Annotated in this window: 27 protein-coding genes, 1 tRNA gene and 1 pseudogene; 20 read left to right on the forward strand and 9 right to left on the reverse strand. The window is 37.7% G+C overall.

What is annotated here, in order from left to right; translation table 11 throughout:
• From JW794_04140 to JW794_04165, 6 genes are all read left to right on the forward strand, one after another.
• Positions 1-744 (forward strand): NTP transferase domain-containing protein, encoded by a 744-nt coding sequence (locus tag JW794_04140; GenBank protein ID MBN2017306.1) that lies wholly within the window; start codon positions 1-3, stop codon positions 742-744.
• A 4-nt stretch (positions 745-748) separates the two neighbouring features.
• Complete coding sequence (locus JW794_04145) at positions 749-1,237, forward strand: HIT domain-containing protein (protein ID MBN2017307.1); 489 nt, start codon at positions 749-751, stop codon at positions 1,235-1,237.
• Positions 1,238-1,375: 138 nt separating this feature from the next.
• Complete coding sequence (locus JW794_04150; GenBank protein ID MBN2017308.1) at positions 1,376-1,651, forward strand: LytR C-terminal domain-containing protein; 276 nt, start codon at positions 1,376-1,378, stop codon at positions 1,649-1,651.
• A 6-nt stretch (positions 1,652-1,657) separates the two neighbouring features.
• A complete protein-coding gene (rsfS, locus tag JW794_04155; GenBank protein ID MBN2017309.1) occupies positions 1,658-2,020 on the forward strand; it encodes a ribosome silencing factor in 363 nt (120 codons plus the stop codon).
• Between the two features lie 11 nt (positions 2,021-2,031).
• The gene (locus tag JW794_04160) at positions 2,032-3,687 is read left to right on the forward strand and encodes an arginine--tRNA ligase (protein ID MBN2017310.1); all 1,656 of its coding nucleotides are present in this window, start codon (positions 2,032-2,034) and stop codon (positions 3,685-3,687) included.
• 165 nt (positions 3,688-3,852) lie between these two features.
• Positions 3,853-4,284: a hypothetical protein gene (locus JW794_04165; protein MBN2017311.1), complete on the forward strand. Its 432-nt coding sequence runs from the start codon at positions 3,853-3,855 to the stop codon at positions 4,282-4,284.
• A gap of 96 nt (positions 4,285-4,380) precedes the next feature.
• Here the strand turns inward: JW794_04165 and JW794_04170 are convergent, their stop codons facing one another.
• The 4 genes from JW794_04170 to JW794_04185 form a co-directional block, all read right to left on the reverse strand.
• Complete coding sequence (locus JW794_04170) at positions 4,381-8,073, reverse strand: PKD domain-containing protein (protein ID MBN2017312.1); 3,693 nt, start codon at positions 8,071-8,073, stop codon at positions 4,381-4,383.
• 16 nt (positions 8,074-8,089) lie between these two features.
• A complete protein-coding gene (locus JW794_04175) occupies positions 8,090-8,629 on the reverse strand; it encodes a hypothetical protein (GenBank protein MBN2017313.1) in 540 nt (179 codons plus the stop codon).
• A 502-nt stretch (positions 8,630-9,131) separates the two neighbouring features.
• Complete coding sequence (locus tag JW794_04180; GenBank protein ID MBN2017314.1) at positions 9,132-10,418, reverse strand: ABC transporter substrate-binding protein; 1,287 nt, start codon at positions 10,416-10,418, stop codon at positions 9,132-9,134.
• A gap of 80 nt (positions 10,419-10,498) precedes the next feature.
• Positions 10,499-12,643, reverse strand: coding sequence for a T9SS type A sorting domain-containing protein (locus tag JW794_04185; protein MBN2017315.1), 2,145 nt, complete (start codon positions 12,641-12,643; stop codon positions 10,499-10,501).
• 237 nt (positions 12,644-12,880) lie between these two features.
• Between JW794_04185 and JW794_04190 the strand changes: the two genes are divergently transcribed.
• Positions 12,881-12,957, forward strand: a tRNA-Asp gene (locus JW794_04190).
• Positions 12,958-13,276: 319 nt separating this feature from the next.
• Here the strand turns inward: JW794_04190 and JW794_04195 are convergent.
• The 3 genes from JW794_04195 to JW794_04205 all read right to left on the reverse strand — a co-directional run bounded on the left by JW794_04195 (position 13,277) and on the right by JW794_04205 (position 15,873).
• Complete coding sequence (locus tag JW794_04195; GenBank protein MBN2017316.1) at positions 13,277-13,708, reverse strand: hypothetical protein; 432 nt, start codon at positions 13,706-13,708, stop codon at positions 13,277-13,279.
• 1 nt (position 13,709) lies between these two features.
• Entirely contained in the window at positions 13,710-13,964 is a 255-nt protein-coding gene (locus JW794_04200) for a helix-turn-helix transcriptional regulator (GenBank protein MBN2017317.1), read from the reverse strand.
• A 148-nt stretch (positions 13,965-14,112) separates the two neighbouring features.
• Positions 14,113-15,873 (reverse strand): tetratricopeptide repeat-containing sensor histidine kinase, encoded by a 1,761-nt coding sequence (locus tag JW794_04205; protein ID MBN2017318.1) that lies wholly within the window; start codon positions 15,871-15,873, stop codon positions 14,113-14,115.
• 176 nt (positions 15,874-16,049) lie between these two features.
• On the opposite strand from JW794_04205, the gene surE reads away from it, so the two are divergent.
• The 13 genes from surE to JW794_04270 all read left to right on the forward strand — a co-directional run bounded on the left by surE (position 16,050) and on the right by JW794_04270 (position 25,229).
• Positions 16,050-16,808, forward strand: coding sequence for a 5'/3'-nucleotidase SurE (surE, locus tag JW794_04210; GenBank protein MBN2017319.1), 759 nt, complete (start codon positions 16,050-16,052; stop codon positions 16,806-16,808).
• Between the two features lie 15 nt (positions 16,809-16,823).
• Positions 16,824-17,477 carry a protein-L-isoaspartate(D-aspartate) O-methyltransferase gene (locus tag JW794_04215; GenBank protein ID MBN2017320.1) on the forward strand — a complete coding sequence of 218 codons (654 nt, stop codon included), beginning with the start codon at positions 16,824-16,826 and terminating at the stop codon, positions 17,475-17,477.
• On the forward strand, positions 17,471-18,157 hold the full coding sequence (locus JW794_04220; GenBank protein MBN2017321.1) for a small multi-drug export protein: 687 nt from the start codon (positions 17,471-17,473) through the stop codon (positions 18,155-18,157). Before JW794_04215 ends, JW794_04220 begins: the two co-directional genes overlap by 7 nt.
• Positions 18,154-18,738, forward strand: coding sequence for a cyclic nucleotide-binding domain-containing protein (locus tag JW794_04225; protein MBN2017322.1), 585 nt, complete (start codon positions 18,154-18,156; stop codon positions 18,736-18,738). Before JW794_04220 ends, JW794_04225 begins: the two co-directional genes overlap by 4 nt.
• Before the next feature lie 3 nt (positions 18,739-18,741).
• Positions 18,742-19,812: an AI-2E family transporter gene (locus JW794_04230; protein MBN2017323.1), complete on the forward strand. Its 1,071-nt coding sequence runs from the start codon at positions 18,742-18,744 to the stop codon at positions 19,810-19,812.
• A gap of 28 nt (positions 19,813-19,840) precedes the next feature.
• Positions 19,841-20,422 carry a TerB family tellurite resistance protein gene (locus tag JW794_04235; GenBank protein MBN2017324.1) on the forward strand — a complete coding sequence of 194 codons (582 nt, stop codon included), beginning with the start codon at positions 19,841-19,843 and terminating at the stop codon, positions 20,420-20,422.
• A gap of 91 nt (positions 20,423-20,513) precedes the next feature.
• Positions 20,514-20,840 carry a YbaB/EbfC family nucleoid-associated protein gene (locus JW794_04240; protein MBN2017325.1) on the forward strand — a complete coding sequence of 109 codons (327 nt, stop codon included), beginning with the start codon at positions 20,514-20,516 and terminating at the stop codon, positions 20,838-20,840.
• Complete coding sequence (gene recR / locus JW794_04245) at positions 20,840-21,433, forward strand: recombination protein RecR (protein MBN2017326.1); 594 nt, start codon at positions 20,840-20,842, stop codon at positions 21,431-21,433. The genes JW794_04240 and recR overlap by 1 nt, the downstream gene beginning before the upstream one ends.
• Positions 21,434-21,446: 13 nt before the next feature.
• The gene (gene efp / locus JW794_04250) at positions 21,447-22,004 is read left to right on the forward strand and encodes an elongation factor P (protein MBN2017327.1); all 558 of its coding nucleotides are present in this window, start codon (positions 21,447-21,449) and stop codon (positions 22,002-22,004) included.
• Between the two features lie 7 nt (positions 22,005-22,011).
• Positions 22,012-22,530 carry an NUDIX hydrolase gene (locus JW794_04255; protein ID MBN2017328.1) on the forward strand — a complete coding sequence of 173 codons (519 nt, stop codon included), beginning with the start codon at positions 22,012-22,014 and terminating at the stop codon, positions 22,528-22,530.
• The gene (gene rdgB / locus JW794_04260; GenBank protein ID MBN2017329.1) at positions 22,527-23,150 is read left to right on the forward strand and encodes an RdgB/HAM1 family non-canonical purine NTP pyrophosphatase; all 624 of its coding nucleotides are present in this window, start codon (positions 22,527-22,529) and stop codon (positions 23,148-23,150) included. Before JW794_04255 ends, rdgB begins: the two co-directional genes overlap by 4 nt.
• Complete coding sequence (locus JW794_04265) at positions 23,143-24,471, forward strand: glutamine synthetase (protein ID MBN2017330.1); 1,329 nt, start codon at positions 23,143-23,145, stop codon at positions 24,469-24,471. Before rdgB ends, JW794_04265 begins: the two co-directional genes overlap by 8 nt.
• Positions 24,471-25,229: a class I SAM-dependent methyltransferase gene (locus JW794_04270; GenBank protein MBN2017331.1), complete on the forward strand. Its 759-nt coding sequence runs from the start codon at positions 24,471-24,473 to the stop codon at positions 25,227-25,229. Before JW794_04265 ends, JW794_04270 begins: the two co-directional genes overlap by 1 nt.
• A 141-nt stretch (positions 25,230-25,370) precedes the next feature.
• On the opposite strand, the gene JW794_04275 is transcribed toward JW794_04270, so the two are convergent.
• Together JW794_04275 and JW794_04280 are read right to left on the reverse strand one after the other, a co-directional pair.
• Positions 25,371-25,823, reverse strand: a complete 453-nt coding sequence (locus JW794_04275; GenBank protein ID MBN2017332.1) for a GNAT family N-acetyltransferase — start codon at positions 25,821-25,823, stop codon at positions 25,371-25,373.
• A pseudogene (locus JW794_04280) lies at positions 25,816-26,496 on the reverse strand (DNA alkylation repair protein). Before JW794_04280 ends, JW794_04275 begins: the two are co-directional and overlap by 8 nt.
• Between the last annotated feature and the right edge of the window lie 170 nt (positions 26,497-26,666).

Consider the following 26,666-nt stretch of genomic DNA (forward strand, 5'->3'; position numbering starts at 1 on the left):
ATGAAAAAAGAAACATCGATAATCATTTTAGCAGCAGGCAAGGGTGTTCGCATGAAATCCGACCTGCCAAAAGTTGCACATCTTCTTGCCGGAAAGCCGCTGGTTGAACGTGTTGTAACCACTGCAGAATATTTCAATCCCGAGAAACTCATTGTGGTTGTAGGATACAAAAAAGAAGTCGTACAGAAATGCCTGTCTGGTTTTGATAACCTCACCTTTGTGGAACAGAAACAACAGCTTGGAACAGGGCATGCAGTGTATGTAACAAGGGATTTCTTTAAGGATTTTGATGGAACAGTCATAATCATGCCCGGTGATGTTCCTTTGCTGACCAAAGAAACAATCGAAGATCTTATTAGAGTTCATATAGAGAAACGCGCGGTTGCTACCGTCCTCACCGTCGATCTTGAAGATCCGACAGGATATGGGCGTATTGTTCGCGATAAGAAGGGCTATGTAGAGAAGATCGTTGAGCATAAAGATGCTTCAGAGGAAATAAAAAGAATAAATGAAATCAATACAGGCATTTTCTGCTTTGATGCTCAGGAACTTTTTTCTGTCCTGCCCAAGATTGGACAGGTTAATTCCCAGAACGAGATGTATCTTACCGATGCGCTTGAATTATTTAAGGAGGATGGAAAACAGATCGCAGCTGTGAAAGTTCACGATCCCATCGAAGTGGCTGGTATAAACTCAAAAGAACAGTTGCAGGAACTTGAAAAAGAGTATATTGCACGAACATAAATATATGGAAAAACTCTATTCTCCCTGGCGTCTTGATTATATCCTCGGCGAAAAAGAGGGTGGCTGTATCTTCTGTGATAAACCTCAAGCTGATGATGACAAAGGACATCTTATTCTCAAGCGAGGTAAACTTACATACATCATCATGAATTTGTATCCGTACAACAATGGACACCTTATGATCGTTCCATTCAGACATGTTGACCGATTGCAGGAGCTGACCGATAAAGAGCTGTGTGAACTCGGTACAATGACCAGACTTTGTGAACGAGTCCTCACCGAAGTATATCATCCTGATGGACTGAATATTGGCATGAACCTTGGAGAAGCTGCAGGGGCAGGCGTTGCCGATCATCTTCATATTCATGTGGTACCACGATGGATAGGAGATACGAACTTTGTCTCGACACTTGGTAATACGCGGGTTATTCCCGAAAACATGGAAGAAGCGTATAAAAAATTGAAAAAAGTTTTTGATACATATGAGTCTTAAACTCTCGAAATTCCTAAAAATCTTCTTGGCTTTTTTTTTATTCTAAATATACTATATCTATGCCTGACGATACTTTTAAGGACTCTACCGGATGAAGCAAAACAGGATACCGAACCAATTCCACATAATGAAATCACCTTGCAAGTACTCAATGGATGCGGGAAGAAGGGATTGGCTCGAGTTGTCAGGAATGTTCTTATCGAAAAGGGATTTGATGTCCTGTCTTTTGACAATGCAGAGAAATTTCTTTATGAAAAAACAGTGATCGTCATCAGGCATATGAATTACGAGAAATTCGATATTTTATATAAAGAGGTGCCTGTTAAAAAGATATATAGGCAAATAAATGAGCTCTCTATCTATGATTTTACCGTAATCATAGGAAAGGATTATAAAAAAATTTTTGGATTATAATTGTATATGAAAGATACGACAACACAAGAAAAACTCGACTTCATCACCCAGCTTGCGCGGGATAAAAAAGCTGAAAATATCGTCATCTTGGACGTTGAAGGGACGTCCGACCTGACAGATCGGCTCATTATTTGCAGCGGTGAGGGAGATATTCATACGCGTACAATAGGGAAGTATGTGATTGAAGAAGCTAAAAAGAACAATATTCTCATTCATCATAAAGAAGGGTTGGAAAACGGTATGTGGATCCTGATCGATTTTGGGGTCATAGTTATGCATATTTTTGATAAGGAAACCAGGGATTACTATAAACTTGAAGATCTCTGGGAAGAACTGGTTCGTAAAAGAAAAAATATTCAGGAATCATAAGTGAGGCGACCTTGATAGATATAATCAAAGAAAAAATATGGGATGCGCTGAAAGAACTGAAACTGCAGGCTCCTCCTAAATCCAAAATAAATGTTGAATACCCCAAGCATAAAAATCACGGTGATTATGCAACCAATGTTGCGCTGAGTCTTGCAAAGAAAATCGGACAACCTCCAATGTCCATTGCAAAAAAGCTTGCGAGTCAGCTGAGTATCGATCCTATGTTTTCTGAAGTAACAGCTGCGAAACCGGGCTTTATAAATTTCCACGTTGCCAATAAGATTATTTTTTCAACACTTCAGGATATCAATAAACTCGGATTGAAATTCGGAACAAATCACGAACGTGGTGCTGGGAAAAGAGTTCTTATCGAATTTGTTAGTGCAAATCCAACAGGACCGCTCAATGTTGTTAATGCCCGAGCTGCAGCTTTTGGAGATTCCCTTGCGAATATTCTCTTTTCTCAGGGTTATAATGTTGAGAGAGAATACTATATCAACGACGCCGGACATCAGATCGAGTTACTTGTTGAGTCGATCGAGAATGAGATGAACCGCCTTGAGGAAATACAGGTCGAAGAAATGGAAGAGGGATATAAAGGGGAATATATTACCGATATAGCTACTCAAATACTGGAAACTGAGGGAGTCGCGCTTCATCAACTTTCTAAAAAAGATAAAGGTGAAAGAATCCGTGATATTGCTCTCGATATTCTCATCAATGACCAGAAAGATACCCTCGCACTTTTTAAGGTGAACTTCGATAACTGGATCTCGGAGAATGAATTGCGGCAAAAGGGAAGTGTCGAGGATGTGCTTGCGTATCTGTCCGAGACTGAAAAGATATATGATAAGGATGGGGCAGTATGGCTTTGCAGTAGTGAGTTTGGTGACTCAAAAGACCGCGTCATCATGCGTTCAGACGGCACAGTGACCTATCTAGTTCCTGATCTGGCCTATCATATTACGAAGTATAAAAGAGGCTTTGACCGCATCATAGATATACTAGGTCCCGACCATCATGGGCATATTCCAAAACTGAAAGCAGGTATTGCGATCCTTGGATATAAACCTTCGCTTATGCAATTCATCCTGTTGCAGCATGTAAATATTCTCATCGATGAGGAGAGAGTTAAGATGTCCAAACGAGAAGGGAAACTCATAACATTACGGCAGCTTATCGAAGAGGTCGGTTCGGATGCAGCGCGTTTCTTCTTTTTGATGAGAAAATCGAATACACCTCTTGATTTCGACATTGAACTCGCGAAAAAACGCACTGCTGAAAATCCGGTCTATTATGTACAGTATGCGCATGCACGTATTGCGAGTATTGAGAAGAATGCCCGAACAGAAAAGCTCAAAGTAACAGATTTCAAGCCGGAATACTTGCAACGCCTCAGCCACGAAGAGGAATTGGACATCATCCGCAATCTTATGAAATATCCCGAACTTATTGCACATATCAGTTCTAGCTATGACGTGAACCTTCTCACTTCATATTTGATAGATCTCGCAGGAGAATTTCATAGATATTACCAGAAATATAAAATTATTAATAACAGATACAAAGAGCTTTCTCTCGCACGCTTGTTCCTGTGTAAGGCAGTGCAGACTGTGATCAAAAACGGTCTCACTATGCTGGGTATTTCTGCACCAACAAAAATGTGATAACGATGATCGACTAAGAAATAAACTTTTATAGTTTGGAAGAAAGGAATGGGATGAAGAGAGTAGTATTAAAACAATTATACGACTTGTTGTATAAAGATGTAATCAAAAAAATTGACATTCCATTATGTAAATATATCAATCCAAAAAAATCTTGGGGGAGCAATGAAAATCAGTAGAATATTCGTTGCAGTATTTTGTGCAATACTCATTATTTTTCTATCTTTTTGTTCAAAAAAAGTACAGCAAGAAAAGGAATTACCTGCGCGAAGCGATGAACTTGTAAAACTGGAAAAATTTATGGATATCCCAATATATCCGAATAGTGTGCTTGCAGATATTACTACACCATTGCGTGATGACCAAATTCCCGGTGAACCAATGCAGGCACAGGTTATCCTTACTATTGATGAGTATGAGAAAGTGCCCCTTTTTTATGAAGAGAAACTCGGTAAAAAATTCACGGTCGAAGTGGAAAATGGAAAGAAGTATTATGAACTGCAATTTGAAAAAGGTGACTGGCTTTACATCATTTTTGTGGGACATGATACCTTTGAGAATAAGCCGGTGTTTTCAATTGATAGGTGGGAGAAGTAGAGAGAAAAGGATTTTTCGAGTTTTAAGTGAGTTGATTTAGTAAATATACCTAAATTCAGAATGTCCAATATCCAACACGGAATATCGAATATCCAACTATTTTTGTATTATCATTTTCTTAATTTCTTTATCAACTCCATTAACACTCATTTTATAGAAATAAATACCATTAGGTAGATTTTTTATTGAATAATTAACTGAATGATATCCTGGATCAAAACTACCTTGAATAACCATCTCAATTAATTGTCCTTTCAAATTGTAAATACTAATATCAACATCAGATTTTCTATTTAATCCAAAATATATTTCAGAATTAGTCTTTACTGGATTTGGATAATTCTGACCAAGGAATATTTCTTTTGGAATATCACTCCCATTTATGCTATATGGTACAACCATCAATGAACCATCTTCAGTGTTATCTAAATGATCAACTTCGTTCACATCGAACTGAGTAAAGTTAATATCGGTTGAATCATCTACTGCTCCAACTACCTCAAAATCAATGAAAGCAACAGTTCCACTTCCTGAATATGGATCACCTAAAGCATAAATCCATAATACTATTTCATTATCAACATTTGTATTTACTTGATATCCAAAGTTTTCATTTTCCAGTATGCCACCATTAAGTGTTGCACCGAGTGCATCAATCACTTGTTCATCGAAGGTTATCGTAATGTCCATTCCTTCAAGATTTTCTAAACCAAATACATCTAATGGTACTGTTACGGTATCAGTTGGTGCTCCTGTCACTTCGGGTAATGTAGCCCAAATATCTTTTGTTCCGGTTATTAATTTCTTTTTTGACGGTGCCCAATTTCCAGTAACATCTCCAAGCCGTACACCAACAAAGTCTTCATCAGTCATATTTGTGTTCAGAGGTGTATAATATTTAAATGTTTCATAATTTATTGGTGGCCAATACGAACTATCAACTGAATCAGCAGAAAAAACCCAATGAATATTATCATCATTTAATTCGTCTATAAGTCCTACACCATAACGTGCTACTCGTGAAGCATCCAATGGTGATACAGTTGCATTCAAGCTTACATCAGCCGCAATTATTTCATAATCCGTAAGACTGTACAATCCTACACCATAACGAGCTATTCTTGAAGCATCCATACTACTCAATCCACCCAGGTCATCTCCTTTTGATGCGAAACTAATATAATTCCCATACGGAATCTCTAAAAATTCATAATCACCATCTGGATCAGTAAAGGCTTGATATTTGGAATTATCAAAATTAACAAGGGTATGTTCAATCGGATTATCATTACTAAAGTAAACAATATTACCAAAAATATCATATATGCCAACAACAGTGAATAAACCATTTGTAGTATCAACCGGATATTCATTTATTTCCGCAAATGTAAAATTCAAATCAGATGTCTGACCATTTATTGCATTCGGATCGACTTCAAAATTTAGAAATGATATTATACCATCGCCTGTAAACAAGTCACCATTGGCATAGATCCAAATTGTTAATAAAGTGTCACCAACTATATTTATCTGAATTCCATAATTCTGATTTTCTAACACGCCACCTGTTAATGTTGCCCCTATTGGGTTTAATATGGTTTCATCAAATGATATTGTTGTTTCAATTCCCTCTAATCCGATACAATCCGGATTTTCTAAAATTAGAGGTATAGAAACAGAATCACCGTTGGAAGCACTAATATCTGTTGGTAAAGATAATGAGGCATTCATAGCAACAGTGAACAAACCATTATCAGCATTTATGGGGTTTTCGTTTAGTACAGATTGAGTAAATTCTAAAACAGTTGTTTGACCACAATTTGCATTAGGATCAACATTAAACGCAATAAATGCAATTACACCTTCACCATTAAACAGCTCGCCATTTGCATATATCCAGATAGAAATTACACTGTCAGATATTGCATTCGCTTGAATACTATAATTTTCATTTTCTAATACACCCCCAGATAAAGTAGCACTCATAAATCCTAATATAGTTTCATCAAATGATATAGTTGCTTCAATGCCTTCAATTCCAACACTATCAGTATTATTAAATGTTAATGGTATTGAAACTGATGACCCCGGAGCACCAGATACATCTGTTGGCAATGATAGCATCTCTTGTTCAATAGGTGGTACATCAGTATTCCAGGTGTAACCATCGTAAAGTGTAAAATTATTTCCATTGACGGATAAATCATTGAGAACAGTTCCACCACCTGCACAAAAGCCCAATGCAACAATTGAATTATTTTCTGGTGTCAACGGAAAGCTGGGATTGAAATTTGATTGATATCGCACACCATCTGTAATTCTAACGGCAGCTACATCACAATCCATATGAGATTCGCCAGCAAACGGTGCCCAGTTATTGATATATAACTTATTGTAACTGCTTAAAAAGTCATCTGAAGCATTATTAGAATCATTTAATACACCATCAACAAATAAATACGCTATTCCATTATCATTATCATATACACCAGCAATATGATGCCATTCATCATCATCCAGTTGTTCATTAGACAAGGCTCCAAGAAATGAAACTTTACCTGGATTTGGCTGAACATTTGAATGCATATAGAGAGCAAAATTATTGTAGGGATCACCACCATCCAGACGCCTATAATTTGTTATAATAGCTCCCCAACTTGTATAGCCACTGTTTGGTCCAGATACAATACCTGGATTTTTGTACCATACTTCTACTGTAAATGAAGATACATTCTGGAAGATAGTTTGGGATGAAGCATCTGATGAAGCATATCCGTCCATATAATTAAAGCTAACGGAGTAGTTTTGCTCTTCAAAAACTATGATATAATCTAATTTGGTTTCAGTATCAGTTGAATCATTTACATCAGTGACAGTAAGTGAAACAGTGTAACTTCCAGTATCAGCATATGTATAAGAAGGATCCTGCTGGTAGGAATCGATCACTCCGTCATTATCAAAATCCCATTCCCAAGAAATAACAGAATCTGGTGGTGTTGATTGGTCAGTAAAATTTACAGTTAAGGGAACATAGCCGGAAATTTTGTCTGCAGTGAAATTGGCTATAATATTAAAAGGTGTATCCGTGCTCCAGGTTGCTCCATAAATTGTGCCGTCATTCCCATTTATTGTTGAATCATAAGCAATGTTTCCCGTTCCTTCATTAAAATTCCAATAGCCGTATAAACCAGTTTCATTCCCAACAAGTTCTGTAAACATATCACTCTGTATTTCAGGTTCGGTACGAGCTGTATTCCATATTCTTACCTCATCTATGTTACCACTAAATCCTTCTACATTTTCAAAATTTCCTAAATATACAATTCCTGAGCAATAGTATGTTCCTATTCCTGTACCATTTCCTACATTTTCTCCATCTAAATACGCAATTGCATTGGACCCATCATATGTAAATCCTACATGATGCCAATTATTTGGAGTTGGTGCATCAATAACAATTTGCGAAGTTGGGGCTGAATTCATTTTTAGTGCATATGTAAAATTGTCCATCCCGGCATTATATCGAATATAAAATCTGTAAGAATTACCATCATGCTGTATTATATTTGAATAACCACTTTGATTACCATCAGCATAAAACCATGCTTCAAAAGTAAACTCATTTAATCCATTTAAAACCAATGAAGGAAGCTCAACTTCATCAGCTCCACCATCGAAACTAAGAGTATAATTATCAGCTAATAATGGCAAAGTAATTAGTAAACAAATAACTGTTAATATTAATTTGGTTGTTCTCCAAACTTTTACTGTCTTTTTAGTTTTTTTCATCTTATTCCTCCATTCTTTACACAACAAAAAATCTTATGTTGTAGTTATCCCATAAGTATTTAATTAGTTCTTTTTCCTTGTCGCCATGTTTAGAACTATTGATGTCACATCCAGGTGTAGTATCAACAAAAAAGTATAAAACAAAATCATATTGTGTACTATACACTATAGATTGTCCAATACCAGATCTAATCGAATTACCCTTTTCTCCTTTTTTTATTTCAAATGCAATTCTAATATCTCTGAGTTCCAATATTGCATCAGGTCGGTGATTCGTTGCAAAAAAATTAAAACTTGGCACTGGTTTAATTGTTTTACTCTCGAATATAAAATTATATTTTATTTGTTTCCTTGCATTTCTCTCAGTTATACCGTAATTTTTTGAAATTATTTCTGGCAACCTTTTGTCTAACATTGAAAATACAGATTTTTGTATCATATTTTCTGTATTAGTTTTTCTACTAACAGACTCACTGAAAATATCATGTTCTTTCATTTTTTTTATTATTTCATTAATTAAATTTAACCTCTTTGTGGTTTTCTTTAATTTAATCATTCTTAATCCATCCTTTCATAATTTTTTTTGTTTCCTTTTTTTCTTTCATTTTATCATCCGATTTTTTTCTGAATATAAAAAGGACGCAACAATCATTACGCCTCACTTGTGGGTATCGCCATACCAGAACACCAAGACGCAAGAAAGTGCGCCCCACAGGGGACGCATCCTTCTTACCAGTTCTGGTGTTCATAAAATTGGCGATTTTACAAGTAGAACAAATAAGAGATGCGATATTTATATTTTAGTTAGCTATGTCATGGTTTGTCCTTCTTGTGACAAATTTCGATAAAAAGTTTCCGTGTTCCATGCTTATCCCTTTTCATTATACTTTTTTATGGTAATTTATAATTTTTCTGTCAAATTTTTCTTTTTTATAATGCTATTCTAAACTCTCTAACGTCTTCTACGACATCCTGCACCTCCGCCGTATCAACCGAAGAATATCATAGGGTTGCTACGCCATTATTCTCGTGAAAAGATATGATTTCGGAAGGTTTACCTATTCGTCTTTCAATATCTCTCTCATTTTATCGGCAAGGTTATCAAGCGCTTTTTGTGCACTGATCTGACCTCTAAACACTGCTTCAATGACCTGCTCTTCGAGAAGTTTTCTTGTCTCGAACCATGCATCGGTTTGGGGTTCCACTTCTGCATATAGAAGTTGATCATACACGCTTTTCAGTCCGGGATATTTTTTGAATTTTGCTTGAGTTTCCTCGTCTTCGATAGCGCTTTTTCGGACCGGCATGTAATAAGTCAGGTTTGACCACTTCGCAGTTTGCTTGGGGCTGGTAAACCATTTTATGAATTCCCAGCAAGCTTCCTGCTTTTTCTTTTGTTGCGGATCTGTGTCATTCTTGAATATCACAATATTTGTTCCACTGACAAGACTCTTTTTGGTGCGGAAATAGGGAACTGCGCCCATACCGAGATTGAAGGGAATGCCACCTTTATGGAGATACACCATGGACACACTCGATCCTTCTACCATCCCTACTTTGCTTGCAAGGAAATCATTCTGTCCGTCATAACCGGTTGAAAGGTAAGCGATCTTTGATTTATTGAGTTGTCCTGACAGGTAGTCCATTGCTTCAACCCCGTACTTACTGTTGAAAAGAGGTTCTGACAGGTCTTGGTTCATGATCTGTCCACCTGCTTCTAAAAGGCAGTTTTCAAATTGCCATGCATTGGTCGCAAAGGTTGTTCCCCACTGATCGAGTTTGCCATCACCATCCCTATCCTGGGTGAGTTTTTTCCCAACCGCAAGGAAGTCATCCCAGGTTGCAGGCGGTTTGTCGATGTCCAGCCCGTTGCGGTAGAACATATCTTTGTTATAATACATCACCCGTACACTTTTATTGAAAGGGAATGCATACATCGTATCATTGAAGGTGCTGCTCTTTATAAAGACAGGATAGAAGTCATTTAGTTCTTCCTGAGAAAGCCCATTTGGTCCTTTTATAAATTTCTCGATAGGAACAAGTGCGTTTCCATCAATGAATTTTGCGATCCATGCTTCGTATGCCTGAGCAAGATCGGGCTGCGTGTTTGCCACTATTGCTGCCATGAGTTTCTGGGATAGAGCAGTGTAATTACCCATATTGATATCATTGATGAATATATTAGGATGTGTGTCATTAAATTCTTTTACTAATATCGCCAGGGCATCACCAAGAGGACCGCCCATTGCGTGCCAGAATTCCAGTTCGATCTTTGTGGTTTTTTTCTCAGATGTGCACCCGAATATAAGTGCAAGGATTATTACTAAAATTCCAAATTTTCGCATGTCTTACTCCCTGAAATTAATACTATTAAAACTCTAAGCCATGTTTCTTGCGTCAAGTTCTTTTTTTTGAATTGCATTTCTCAAAAAATTATGCACTTTTTGAAAATAGCTGGTGCGTGATCTGGCGTACAATGTAAAAAATACATGCCTGGTTTTAGTGTCATCAAATCGAGTGGTATGCTTATCTGATGGTCACCTGAGGATTCAATATTATATGATTGTGAATTAATCAATTGTCCTTTTATGTTGAACAGAGAAAAAAAAATATTATCATTGTCTATGGTATTGAAAGAAATATTCAGATAGTTCTGAGAATCTTTGTTCAGTTGAAATGGATTGGGAAATATTGAAATCTCATTAAAAAATTCCATTGCTGGATCGTTAGAAACGAGACTATCCTGTACCTGTAGAGTAATAGTATAGTCTTTTAATTCTGCAAGAATGGGAATCTCTGTTACCACATAACCCATTTCTGTAGTACCCGGATCAATCTTGATCTTCAATGGTAAGGTGTTCATTGTTTCCAGCAGGTAGGGAAGTTGTATTGTCCATGGTTCGATAAACCACGTGACATCAGTCCCGGGAAATATTCCACTTTGAGGAATGTTATCGATAAGAATATCATCCCATGAAAGGTTGAAGAGTATCGTTTCCTTGCCGTTTATGCAATCATCGATGGTTTCAAAAACCAGTTGATCCGGAAGAACTGATATTTCTGTGTTGATCATAAATGAAGTAATGCGAGTTGACCATGCAAATGCCCCACTAACTGGTAGATACATCTGCGTATACCAAAATATGAGATCATCGACAGGGTCAACAGACATCATACTGTAGTCTCCCCAGCGCGTATTTGTCATTTGATTTCCACCTCCTGTTACAATTTCGATCTCATCAACTGTGAGCTCATTCAATGGATCGCTATTTTTTCTTCCGGTTACACGAATAGATGGATATACAGCATCGCCAGAAATGCTATATCCAAGAGCAATATTTTTGTATTTGTCCATTGCAATGCTTCCCATCCACCTGCTCAAACCGTCTGGGGGATTATATGTATTCTGTTGATGGATTGTCCAAAGAGAATCTACTCTATTCAACTCGTACCAGCGTACAGCAGCAATATCGTTTCCCATGTTGATAGTATGATTCGCCATAAGAATATCTTTTCCATCAATGTGTCTATATTGAAGTGGAAACATCAACCTATCATTCATGGAGAAAATTCGGGTGCCGGTCCCGGGTTGATGAACGTAATTCATGTTTGGAGTGATCGTATCAAAGGAATCAACTTCTATTTCCTGGAATAACGTCATCGTGCTTGAAGCAGTATGATCCCAATCCACATCACATTGCCATATCTGCAGGTGATCTGTGTTAAAACCCCAGGCATTATCCTTCACACAGACAAGAAAATAGGGCACATCGTGATCAGGCATTGGTCCATCCAAATTCATTGGGAGCAGGTTTGACAAACTTAGATAGAACTCATCTCTGACAGGATCAAAGTGAAAAAGAACATTGTCTGGATCACTTATTCCGGTAATCATATCTTCTTTATTGAATGCCATAACAGTCTGTCCTTCGAAAGTCGAGTTGTATGAGGCATCGATATAGAAATCATTGATAGTCATATAATAGGCATCATCCCACACGCCAAATTTAGGATAATCGGGCATGACATCAAACTCATAAGCCCAGCAATACCACCCCTGAGTAGGGGCGGGAGTCTGCGATAAAGCGATGAGCTCCCAATACACTGTTGGAATATCATACACCATACTTGTAATAAGCCAACGGTCTTCGATACCATCATACAGGACGATTGGGTCGGTGTGCACCTCATTGTTCCACGGTCCCGGAATAGCTGTCCATATCTGGCTGTTGTCGATTGGGCCGGCTAATACATTTCCTTGTTTATCCCAAATTCCAAATGAGCTTTTTACGATCTGGACATAATGATTTGGACCGACATCACCTTGAGTGTCTGGATTCGGCACATTGTTTGGATTATCAAGTCCTTCAAAATTAAGTACAATCTGAGGTTGATTTTTTGAAGAGTAAGCAAAAGTTTTTTCATATTTTATCGGATGAGATAGTTCTTTCATCGATGGTAATATACCAAAAGCTCTTGGATTTTTTCTATGTAATGAATAGTATTGGTTTGCACAAAGATTGCTTGAAAATAAAACAAACAAAACAAAAAAAAGTAATACTTTTTTCATGAGTGGTCTCCCCTTGATTTTGTGATAATGATAGCAAATGCAATGTGTCAGTCAAGTTTCTGAGTCACAACAAAAATAGTTGTTTGTATTTTTCTTTTCACAAGTAGAATAAACTGCTTAAGTTGGCATGATATTTAATCAAATTTGAGTTTGAAATGAGTCAATTAAAGAAATATTTTATGGGATTTCAAAAAACTTGACACACATTCTGCAGATCGATGAATCAATCCTCACTGCGGGGGCGTAGTTCAGTTGGTGAGAACGCTGGTCTGTCACACCAGAGGTCGCGAGTTCGAGTCTCGTCGCTCCCGCCATTTTATTTTGGATACATAGAAATTGGAGTTGAGCAAGATTAGTTTTTTTTTACACATTCCAATACCAGAGGTCATCCCGATGAATCCGAAAGTCTCTTCAATCCCACTATTTCTTCAGAGGATTATTATGTTTTACACTTATATTATTTATTCTCATTCAATAGACAAATACTATACTGGTCATACTTATGATTTAAAATACTGAATTCGGTAAATTGAACTTTGCCTTCCCAAATTCCTGCAATCTCAATATTTTTTGTCTGATCAGTACGACAACATACGATATTTTGATATTGCAAGTAATAAAATTAATAAACTTTTACTCTTTATCGCGAGAATGGTTTCTTTCATTCCATAAAAGTATTGATGCCGGAAGAATGTGCGCGATATACAAAATTGATATTGCAAGTACTGCATCGATCTGTCCAAAACCGCATAAGAGAAAAAGATAGATAACAATCAAAACAACGATTGCAAATAAACTGTATGAAATATTTGTTGCATGTAAAATAACCTGCATCTCCCGCTCATCAAGTTGTTTGCCGGGTGCGTGTGTCATCTTCCAGATGCCGGTTTTGATAAATGCGTTTCGAAAACTGAAAATAATAATGAATAAAGGCAGTATTTCAAGTAACAAAAATGCAGCTTTCAAAACCTGAAGTTTCACAAGATAGAAAATAATGAGCATTAATATAATCCCCAAGTAATTCAATATAACTGAAAAACGATGTCTATAGGTTTGTGTATTCATTTTATATTCCTTTTCTAAGATTCATGAGTTCTTCACTGAGGGGTTTCATTGGTTTGGTTGAAAAGATAAATTCAATAGGAAGATTAAAACATTCACTGATACGAAATGCAAGATCGAGACTCGGATTGTACTCTTCACGCTCCAGATATCCAACGGTTTGAAAATTTACTCCAATCTTATCCGCAAGCTCTTTTCGCGAGAGTCCACGCTCTTTTCGTAAAACTGCGATACGATTGAATATCGTTCTTATTTCCATGGAGGTGTTGAAAACAAATTGTGTATAGTATGTCAAGTAAAATGTTGTAAATATACAACAAAATAAATAAAATAATATTTATTTTCAGTTATTATAAAGTAGTTGTTTAATGTTACAAAATATAAAGGTTGCTGCTAAACTGACTATATTATGAGTTTCTTAACGTCAATGTAAAAACAATTCCCTTTGGTTTATTGTCCATAACTGTAATACTCCCACCCCACTGTTTCAAATATTCTCGAACAATATAAAGACCAACACCGGTATTACCTTTATCACCATATATGAAACCCTCATTAAATATCTTGTCTTTCACTTCATCGGGTATACCTTTACCTTGATCAGCAATCTTAATAGTACTCATGCTTTTTTCAGAAGCTATTGAGATATCGATTTTGGACGTCTCACCATGCATATCAGCATTGTTAATAATATTATCGATAACAGAGTCAATCGCATCATCTGCCAGTATGTTACCATGACCGACAACTGTGAATTCTATCTCCGGATAGTGCTTGATTATCCTGTTTATAATTTCATTAAAATCGATAAGTTTTAGATCTTCAGAAGTTACTTCGTCTTCTCGAACTCTTAATTTATTGATTAATGCAATACTTTTTTTAACTTTAGCTGTTGCCTCGACAAATAGATTTTCATCGTGGTCAGTTCTATACAGCTTCAAGGCAGCATCGATAACGGAAAGATTATTAATGAGATCATGCCTGAGTATTTTATTAACAAGCTTTAACTGGTTTTCACGGTTTTCGAGTTTTCGGTTTTTGATATTGACCATTTCATTTGCAGTTGCAAGTTCTACATTCTTCAAGCGATATATTTCAGCTTCTTTTTCCTTTTGATCGGTCTCGTATTTGGTTCGCATTTCTGCGATCTGTTTTGATTTTTTCTCACTGAATATTTCCTCTTTAAGCACAGAATATTCTCTTTGATAATGTAGTGCTTGTTCATAATCTTTTTGGTTCTCAAAAAGATCAGACAGGTAATTGAGACTATTCATTTCCAATTCTTTCGCTTTTATCTCACGAGCCATATCAAGGGATTTTTTGAGTTGCTTTTCCGCTTCGGTGAATTTTCCGAGTTTTTCCAAGACAATTCCAAGGCTTGTTAGAGAAGTTATCTGACCATACGATTCATTAATATCAGTGAAAATTTTGCTAGCTTTCTGGCAATATTCGAGTGCCGTATCATATTGTTCCTGACTTAATAATATATTAGCTATATTGTGAAAAGAGATAGCTATTGATCGCTGGTCACCCAGTTTTTCTTTTATTGCCAATGCTTTTTGATGATATTCCAGAGCGAGCTCTGATTTGTTTTGTCTTTCATATACAACTCCAATATTAGATAAAGAAATTGCGATATTTCTCTCGTCACCTATATCTTCTTTTATTTTTAAAGATTTCTGGTGATAGTGTAACGCTTCATCATACATTCCCTGCTTCTCATAAATAATTCCGATATTGTTATATGTTGCTGCCGTATAATGCTTTTCGTCAGCTTGTTCCCAAAGTTTTAGCGCTTTCAGGTAATACCTGAGAGCTTTTTCAAAATCTCCTTGCTTCTCATAAATGCCACCAATATTATTCTTTACACCTGCAACTTTATGATCTAAATCTAATTGTTTGAAAGCTGAAAGGGCTTTATGATAATACTGCAATGCCTTTTTATAGTCACCCCTTATATGGAATGAAATGCCAATGTTATTGTAACTTCGGGCAATCTGCTCGGATGCATTTAATTCAACACCAAGAGAAAGAGCTTCCATTGCATATTTCTCAGTCTTTTCTGGGTCATGATTATAAAATGAGAATGCTAGATCGTTCAAATATCTTACTTTCTCTTCACCTGAGGAATTGCGAACTTTTTCTTCGAGTTCTTTGATCTTATCCACTAGAAATTCCTTTCATAAGTTAGAATAATGGATTTATAATACAATTTTTTCAACACATCAATTCGACTTTGTTGGAGTCAAGAAAAGTAAGTATAATCATAAATTGTGGATTTGATATATTCTCAATTCTTCAATAATATTGACAGCAAACTGTGGCTTTTAATCACTGATAATCTATGAAAAATATTCTATTAACAAATGATGACGGCGTATTTGCAGAAGGAATTGGTGAACTCGCGAAAGTATTACGCAGAAAATACCATGTAACGATTGTAGCCCCAGACAGAGAACGAAGTGCTGCTTCACATTCTCTAACGATTCACCATCCTTTACGCATTTTTAAGATCAAAGAGGATAAATATGCAGTTGACGGTACGCCAACCGATTGCGTTATCCTTGCGACACATAAGATCATAAAAGATAAAATCGATCTTGTGATATCGGGAATTAACAATGGTCCAAATATGGGTGAAGACATACTTTATTCCGGCACTGTTGCTGCAGCAATAGAGGCAATGAATCTCGGACTTCCTGCGCTTGCAGTTTCTATGGGCTTTCGAGACAAAGGTGATTTTAAAGATGGTGCCGAGATTCTGCTTCACATGCTGGAAAATGACCTGACCTCAATCATGTCTGATAATTCGATTCTCAACATAAACCTTCCACCAGTTCCTTTGAAAGAAGTGAATAGTTTTAAAGTTACTAGACTGGGACACCGTGTGTACAGTGATTTTATTAAAGAGCGTCATGATCCCCGAGGACGTCCCTATTATTGGATCGGAGGGCAGACACCTGATTGGACAGGTGGAGTGGAAACTGATTTTCATGCAGTTCAGCAAAACAGCGTTTCGATTACACCTATCACGATTGATATGACCAAGTATTCTTCCTTTCCACAGATCAAAGAGTGGATAGAAAAGAACCTGCTCATATAATAATAATTTAAATAGATGGATTACGAAGCACAACGAATCAGCATGGTTGAGCACCAGATAAAAGCTCGGGGTATTACTGACAGTCGGCTTCTGGAAGCATTCAGAAAAGTAGAGCGTCACCTATTCATACCTTCTGGTTCGCATCATTATTCCTACAGTGACGGTCCAATGTGCATCGGTGAAGGACAGACCATTTCGCAGCCATACATGGTTGCACTCATGCTTAATTGCATGAAACTCTCAGAAGAGGATATTGTGCTGGAAATCGGCACAGGATCCGGCTATCAAACTGCCCTACTTGCCGAGGTCGCCGAAAAAGTGTATTCAATCGAAAGAATTCCATCTCTTGCAGAAAAAGCACACGTATTACTAAAAAAACTGGGATACACGAATATCAGTATTCAACAGGGAGACGGCACAAAAGGATGGATACCGGAGTCTGACGAGGAGAAAGAAATTTTGTTTGACTCGATCGTTGTTTCTGCGGCAGCTCCAAATGTACCCGATGCCCTCGTTTCACAACTCAAAGAGGGAGGTCGGTTGGTCATTCCTGTGGGAAGCAGATTTATTCAGGATTTGGTATGTATTCACAAAGAAAAAGGGAAAATAAAGAAAGAGGGTTTTGGCGGATGTCAGTTTGTACCTTTGATCGGAGAGCAGGGATGGTAAAAATAAAGTTTATTATCTTAGTGATGATCGTGCTTATAAGTATACCTGTGGCACTTGGTTGCGATGAACCACCTGAGGAACCGGTGAAGCAGCAGAAGTTTTCACAGTATTTCAAAGACAAGAATCTATCCGACGAAGTTATCGTTATGTCTATGGCAATGCTGCCGATCTTTGAACTCCGTGGTGCAATACCATGGGCGATACATCATTATAAAATGCCTTGGTGGAAGGCATATCTTCTTGGTGTTGCAGGAAATTTTATTCCCATTCCGATCATTTTACTTATCCTGAAATTCGGGCTCGATCTACTTCAAAAGGTGCCTCTATTCAAGAAATTTTTCGGATGGCTTTTTGCACGTACACGTAGAAAGGGTGCTGTCATTAAAAAATATGAATCTCTTGGATTGATACTTTTTGTTATGATCCCTTTGCCTATAACCGGTGCATGGACAGGTAGCATTGCAGCATACGTTTTCGGCATAAAGTTCTTACCTGCAATAATTTGCATACTTGTCGGCATCTGCCTTGCGGGGGTCATCGTGACAACACTCAGCATGTTTGGAATATGGGGTGCACTGATTGCAAGTATAGCTTTATTGACATTATTTATCCTATGGCTCATAAAATTCATCAAAGCATTAAAAGCCGCCAGAAACAATGAAAAGGGGGCATCTAAATGAAGTTCAAAGAATTCTTCACACCGAAGACAGACAAGGTTGAAGAGGAAAAAGATCTGATACGCTTCCTCTCAGAAGTTGAATTGTTTGAAAACCTTACACGAAACGAGAGAAGGAATCTTTCACAGCATTTGTATGAACGCCATTACAAGTCAGACGAGATTGTATTTAAAAAAGGGTATCCCAACGTCGTCATGTATATTGTAAAAGAGGGAGAACTTCAAACCTTTCTCGATTCAACAGAAGGTGAAAATCTTAAAACGATTAAACCGAAAGACTTTTTTGGTGAAGTCGGTCTTTTTCTCGAAGAAGAGCGAACTGCAACGATCCTTGCATCTAAAGATTCTGTTCTCCTGGGAATTTCGAAACGAGATATGAACAGGTTTATTGATGAGTATCCACGTGCCGGAAGTAAGATCCTGAGAAAACTCTCTACTGTTCTCTGTACTCATCTTATAAATACGAATATGACTCTTGCGCAGAAACGGGATGAACTCGATGACCTTAAGAAGCGACTTAAAGATAGTGAATGCCAGCTTCAGGAAATTAAAGACTCACAGGACGACCAGTCCGAAAAGAGTTGATTTATGGATAGAATAAAAATCGTTCGCTGGGTGATCGGATTTCTCACACTCGGTATTGCTGTGATAGGTGTTTTATTCTATAAATCGATCCTGTCATACCTTGTGATATCGGGCATTATTGCCTATCTTATATCTCCTATCATTAACTATGCTCAAAAATTTCATATTCCGCGAGCACTTTCTATTCTCATCGTGTATGTGATTATAATCGGACTCATCGTGATATTGATCAATGTGATCATTCCACAGGTGAAGACACAGGCAGAAGAAGCTGCAAAATTCTTTAAAGAGGTCATAAGAGATCCTGAAGCATTTACACTCCGATCCTTTGGTCTCGATGGTGTGGCGAACTTTGTCGACCGTCTGCAAACGCGATTCACCTTTATCAATGTTGATGAATATACGAAATTACTCGGTGAGAAGTTCATTGGTTTGATCAACGCAATTCCTCAGATCCTTATTAATTCTCTCAGCGGGATCATTAACTTTCTTGCATTCCTGGTTGTGATACCTTTTGTATGTTTCTTCCTGCTGAAAGATGAACGGCAGCTTTTTAAAACTTTCTTTAGCTGGATACCGAATCGGTATTTTGAATTCTCCATCTATCTGTTTGAGAAAATTGAGGATAGCTTTGGTAGATATCTCCGTTCCATTCTCCTGGAGACAGTTATCGTTGCACTCCTGTCATATATCGGTCTGTTGATACTTGGAATTCCATATGCTTTAACGCTCAGTATCATTATTGGACTGACCAATCCAATCAAATTTTTTGGTCCCTTTATAGGATTTGTACCTGTGATTTTGGTCATACTTTTCAGTCCGGTGCCCAATGTTATGGTCATATATGCAATACTGATGTCCATAATTGTGCAGCAGATAGACAGCAATGTCCTGTTTCCCTCCCTTGTAGGCAAAGGATTGGGCATGCATCCACTCTGGGTTTTACTGACCGTTATTGCTGGAGGTTATGCCTTTGGTGTGGTTGGATTATTATTGGCAGTACCAGTCGTATTTCTCATTAAAACCGTCATCCAGGTTTCTGCAACAAGTTTAAAACAGTTTGAAATTATTTAATAACACAAGATAAATAGAAAGGAGAGCTATGGCTCGCTGGCAAACATTAGAAGGTTCGATATTTCATACAACACAAGAAGGTTCACAGGAACATTTTCTTAAAGATTTCTTTGAAAGCAAAGCGTTCATCCCGAAAACCAAAAGAGAAAAACAAGAATACGAGGATTTCTCATTTGTAAGCAGTGCAATGGCTCTGCTGATCTACGTCGCCAGATCCGATGGCGAGGTCGATGCGCAAGAAAAAGATATGATCATGAAGGAGCTCAAATTTCAGCTCAATCAGCGCCATTTTGAATATGAGACACTTGCAGAAGAGATCGGTCCTGATGAAATGAAGATACTTAATCATCTTTTTGATCATTTCCAAACTGAGCTTGAAGAAAATGCATGTAATCTTGATCAGATCATACGGATCATTAATATGATCTATAAAAAGAATCCATATAAAAGGATGTTTCTTGTACGTCTTTGCTATTATGTAGCGTATGCAGATAAAACATTTTCAGAGAAGGAGTTCTCAACAATAAAGAAAATTGCAAAAAAACTCGACGTTTCAGAAGCTGATACACAAAGAATCGAACAGGAAGTACGCACTGAATTAAAAATATAAAAAATCCTCTCATATTCGGTATGTGTGAAATTTGACACAAATTCACAATTTCACAGCGTTAGTAACAATTGATTTTACAGGAGGACACTATATGTTCCAAGGTGGTAAAGGTCTTCAGGACTTACTCAAACAAGCCCAGAAGATGCAAAAGAAAATGATGGAGAGCCAGGAAGCTCTTGCACAGAAAACAGTTGAAGCATCTGCCGGCGGCGGCATGGTAAATGTCGTTATGAACGGTAATCAGGAGCTGCTTTCAATAAAGATAGAAAAAGAAGTCGTTGATCCCGAAGACGTAGAAATGCTTGAGGATCTTATCGTTGCTGCAGTTGAAGAAGCCAGGCAGAAAGTAAAAGAAATGGTCGAAAGCGAAATGTCTGGTTTAACCGGTGGACTTAAAATTCCCGGACTGAATGCATAATGTTTGAAGGAAAATTAGAAGAGCTCAAGAACGGATTCAAGCAACTGCCCGGAATCGGTGAAAAGACAGCAGAACGTCTTGCTTTTTACCTCATCAGCCAGGATAAGCAAATTGGACTCAATCTTGCAGAACTGATTCATGATTCGGTCACTTCGATCCAAAAGTGCGAGCAATGCAATATGCTCTCAGAGAAAAGTCCATGCCAGTTCTGCTCAGATGATGAGCGTGATGTAGCATCACTCTGTGTGGTCGAGAAATCCCAGGATGTCTATCTGATTGAAGAAACGGGAGTTTATAACGGAAAATATTTCGTGCTTGGAAATCTCATCTCCCCTCTGGACGGCATTGGCCCGGCTCATATTAATTTTCCTAAATTACAAGAAACCATAGAAAAAAACAGTATTAAAGAGATAATTCTTGCGTTAAATCCAAGCAGCGCTGGTGAGACAACCATGTCTTTTCTGACATCTAAGCTACAAGGTCCACAAATAAAGATCACCCGTCTTGCAACAGGTTTACCTGTGGGCGGCGATATTGAATATACCAGCTCAAAGACACTTGCCAGTGCAATGACGCATAGAAACGAATTATAAGATTGGAGTAAGTATGGCATCAACAGCAGATTTTCGCAACGGTATGGTCATCGTGTTTAAAGATGCGTTATATGAAATTGTAGAATTTCAACATGTAAAACCCGGAAAGGGAGGTGCCTTTGTACGAACTAAGTTGAAAAATGTACGAACTGGTCAGGTTATCGATAATACATTCCGCTCAGGAGAGAAGGTTGATGAAGTGCGTATCGAAAAGAAGAAAATGGAATACCTGTATAACGACGGCATGCATTATGTAGTCATGGATCCGGACACGTACGCTCAGATCGAGATCAACGAAGAACTCATCGGAGATAACAAACTGCTTCTCAAGGAAAATACGGAAATAGCACTCTTCCAAACAGATGATGAGATCATCTATATAGAACTTCCCACAACAGTAAATCTTGAAGTAACCGAATGCGAACCGGGTATTAAGGGAAATACGGTCACGAATGTAACTAAAAGCGCAACACTTGAAACCGGTCTTGAAGTTCAGGTTCCCATGTTCATCAACAAAGGGGATATACTGAAGATTGATACGCGGACAGGACAGTACCTCGAAAGAGTATAAAACACTTGTGCAGTACACAAAAAAACCACGATACTGCCTGTCATGTGGTAGGGAATTGACAGAGAAGATAGACGAGAACAATCGAATTCGTCTGACATGCCCGTTCTGCGAATGGACCTACTATGCCAATCCCATTCCTGCTTCTGCCTGTGTCGTACTCAATGATATGAATGAGCTCCTGATCGTAAAAAGAAAAAATGAACCAGAACCCGGAGCGTGGGCGTTGCCAAGCGGATATATCGAGATCGACGAGACAGCTAAAGAATGTGCAGTTCATGAACTCAAAGAGGAGACTGGATTATCAGGAGATGCTGTGGAATTCCTGGGTTACTTTTTTGAGATTTCATCGATCTATCAGCGAGTGATAACATTTGGTTTTTTGATGAATATTACAGGTGGTTCACTCACTCCAGGTGATGATGCTCTGGATGCACGGTTCTGTTCAATAGATGAGCTTCCAGAAATTCCTTTTTCATCACATAATAAATTGATCGCATTGATTAAGAAAAAAATTACAGAACAATGAAAATCGTCCTTGCAACGCATAACAAAGATAAGATAAAAGAGATCAAAGCACTGTTATATGATCTTCCAATTGACATTTTAACATATAAGGATTTCGATGTATTTCCTGATGTTGTCGAGAATCAAGATACGCTTGTAGGAAATGCAGAAAAAAAAGCACGTGAGATCTTTGAGATAACCGGTATTCCGGCAATGGCAGATGATACCGGTCTTTTTGTTGATGCACTGAGCGGAGCCCCTGGAGTATATAGCTCTCGCTATGCAGGTGAAGATGTAACCTATGCTGATAACAGGCATCTGCTCCTGCAAAACATGAGAGATATCACTCTCGAAAATCGAGATGCTGAGTTCAAAACAGTAATCGTACTCGTTATGAATAAAAATAATAAATATATCGTCGAGGGAAGCTGTCCAGGTTATATCGGATTTGAGGAAAAAGGTGATATGGGATTCGGTTATGATCCGATTTTTTATCTTAAAGATTCTGGTAAAACCTTTGCAGAATTATCCATTGATGAGAAAAATATCATCAGTCATCGTGGACGTGCATTGAAAAAGATTAAAGAAATTTTGAAAGAGATTGTTCAAAAAATACATGATAATGAGGAAAACTATGGATAAAAAAGATGTGCTCAAGAAAGTACAAGAGGAGAAAGTAAAATATATTCTTCTCCAGTTTTCAGATATATATGGTGTGGTAAAGAGTATCACAATCCCGGTGAATCATCTCGAATCATCCCTCGATCATGGCACATGGTTCGACGGCTCGTCTATCGAAGGATTTGCCAGGATTGCAGAGAGCGATATGTACCTTATGCCTGATCCGAATACCTATGCATTTATCCCATGGCTTACTTCAGAATACGGTAATACTGCACGTCTGATCTGTGATGTATATGGACCGGACGGAACACCATTTGAGGGTGATCCCCGTTTTATTCTGAAAAAAGTATTAGCTGAAACTGAAAAATTGGGATATTTCTTTAATACAGGTCCTGAGCTTGAGTTTTTTCTTCTAAAAAAAGATGGTGGAATACAGGCATTACCTCATGATACTGCTGGTTATTTTGATATGACCATGGACCAGGCATACGAGATCAGGCGGGAAATGACATCGGTGTTGCAAAGTATCGGTATCAATGTTGAAGCTACGCACCATGAAGTGGGGATCGGACAGCACGAGATCGACTTCCGTTATGATCATGCTCTCAAAACCGCAGATAATGCTACTACGATACGATTTGCCCTCAAAGCTATTGCACAAAAATACAATCTTCTTGCAACCTTTATGCCCAAACCTCTTGCCGGCGTTAATGGTAACGGTATGCATGTTCATCAAAGTCTTTTCAATGCCGAGGGTCAAAATGTATTTTATGATGAGAGGAACAGATATCACCTTTCGGAGACTGCCTACAATTATCTTGCAGGACAACTGAAACACATCAAAGGAATGACTGCGATCCTCAATCCGATCGTCAACTCATATAAACGCCTCGTTGCAGGATATGAAGCACCCGTGTACATTAGCTGGGCAAGAACGAACAGGTCATCTTTGATCAGGATTCCTCGATACCAGGAAGGAAGAAGTCAATCAACACGTCTCGAACTGCGAAGTCCTGATCCAAGCTGCAATATCTATCTTGCATTTGCAGTCATGCTGAAAGCAGGTCTCGATGGATTAGCCGGAAAACTCCAACCTTCAAAACCGGTTGAAGAAGATGTGTATAATTTCAGCGATGCGAAACTTGAAGAATTGAAGATCGATACACTTCCGGGCTCCTTACTGCAGGCATTATACGAACTGAAAAAAGATCCATTGGTTAAAGAGACACTTGGAGATCATACCTTTGAACGATATCTCGAAGCAAAATTCAAAGAATGGGACGAGTTCCGAATTCAGGTTACGGAATGGGAGCTTAAAAGGTATTTAGAGCTGTATTGATGAAACCTATCGATTCTGAATCGCTCTACCGCGATGGTCTTCATTATGATTCCCAGCATGTAGAGATCGTTGATGACATCCCTTTTTACATAAAAAGTGCAAAAAAATATGGCGAACCAATTCTTGAACTTGCGTGCGGTACGGGCAGATTAACAATTCCTCTTGCACGAAAAGGATTAGATGTTACCGGCATAGATATTTCAAAGGGAATGCTCAAGGTTGCCAAAGAAAAAGTACAGCGGGAACATCTTACCTGCACCCTGATACATGCAGATTGTCGATACTTCTCTCTTGAAAGAAAATTCAGATTCATTTTCATCCCGTTTAACTCGATTGCGCATATCCATGATCGGGAAAGTTTTGAAGCACTCTGTAATTCAGTAAAAGATCATCTCGATAAGCAGGGACGTTTCCTCATCGATATCTTTAATCCGAAACTGGAAATTCTGACGAGTGATCCAACAAAAAGATTTGTTGTTGCAGAATACGAAGATCCATATAGCAATGATAAAGTCACGATCACAGAAAATAATGTGTACGATAAAGAAACGCAGATCAATCATATAACATGGTATTACAAGATCGGGAAGAAAGATGAATTTCCTGTCGAACTCAATATGCGTATATACTACCCGCAGGAACTGGATGATTTGCTGTATTACAACGGTTTCGAAATCGTTGATAAATTCGGAGATTTCGATGGAACAACTTTTACCTCTGATTCCCCAAAACAGATAATTATTTGCAGAAAAAAATAAATCATTTTATTCTCATTTAAAAATATCAAATCAAATAGTTATTTTTTATTTTACTTACAAAATAGATAGTATCTCAATTATTTGACATTCGGCATTAAGATTTTTGTTAGGAATTAGAAATTTGTCATTTGAAATTTACGATCACACTTCCGGATGGATTTTCTTTGTATAATAAATAATATCATCATGCCGCACATAACCGGCTTTTTTAAATAAATTCATCGAGGGATCATTAGGATCATCGATAAGCGCTGCATAGATTTGTATTCCCTGTGATGCGAGCCATTGTTCGGAGTAAGTTATCAATTGCTGTGCTATTCCTCGATTCCTGTGTTTCTTCAAGACCGCTAAACGGTTCAACCACCCTCTTCTTCCATCATGTGTAGTAATTATTGTCGCAATATCTTCATTATGTATGGAACCGATAAAAATTCTGATTTGAGGGAGTTTTAATTGTGCCAGGAGATTTTCTGTTGTATCTCGCCCCTTTGGTTTGTACGTAAGGTCAGCCTTTTCCCAAATAGTGAGAATTATATCTACATCCTCTTGAGATGCTTCTCTGATAATAAGTTTATGAATGATATTGTTATCCATTTTTCAACCTTCTGATAATGTTCTGATTGCGCAATTCTCTTAATGCATCGTTTGCGATCCATCGAGCTGTGGGGTTATCAGTTGCATGAATTTCTTCCGCAAGCGCTATTGACTTTTTATGCAGTGTTACATTCCTTTTACCGATCTGACGAAGTGCCCAGTTAACAGCTTTTTTCACCATATTTCTGTTGTCGGTTGACTCCTTAAGAATGTAAGGAAAGAACTACTCAAATTTCTCGTTTGATGCTTTTTTATCACTCACAGCAAGCCGTGCCATCATAACAAATCCGGTTCGCTTTGCAAACTCGTCATCACGCTGTGCAAGCTCGATCGCTTTTTCATAGGCATAGGGGAGTTTTTCAAACAGGTTCATACAGAATTGATCACAGATTTCCCAGTAATCAAATGAAGCAATATATCTTTCCATATCCACTTCAGAAACACACTCGATTTCTTCAATCATGGAGGTAAGAATTCTTGTCTCCCTGGTATTCATGTTCCACAATTCCAAAGCGAGTTTATGGTCTCGTCCGGTTTGTTTTGCAATTGCTCTCAAAATCGGCACTTTAACACCATATGTTTGTTCAGGAGTTATCCCAAAACGTTTCATACCCTCAATAGACTTCTCGTCTGATGCTGCGGTCAGTATATCGATGATTTGCTGTATAGTCATGACTAAAATATTAGTATTGAGAATTTTAAATCAACTTTATATCATTTAATTAGTTAGAAAATAAGAATTGTAACCAATAATTTTTCTTTAAGTTTTACTATCTCATCATCGGTCTTCTATCGATGAATCAGGATAAGGAAGACAACGAGTATCAAATTAGATACTCAATG

The sequence above is a fragment of the Candidatus Cloacimonadota bacterium genome (assembly GCA_016932035.1).
Lineage (GTDB): Bacteria > Cloacimonadota > Cloacimonadia > JGIOTU-2 > JGIOTU-2 > Celaenobacter.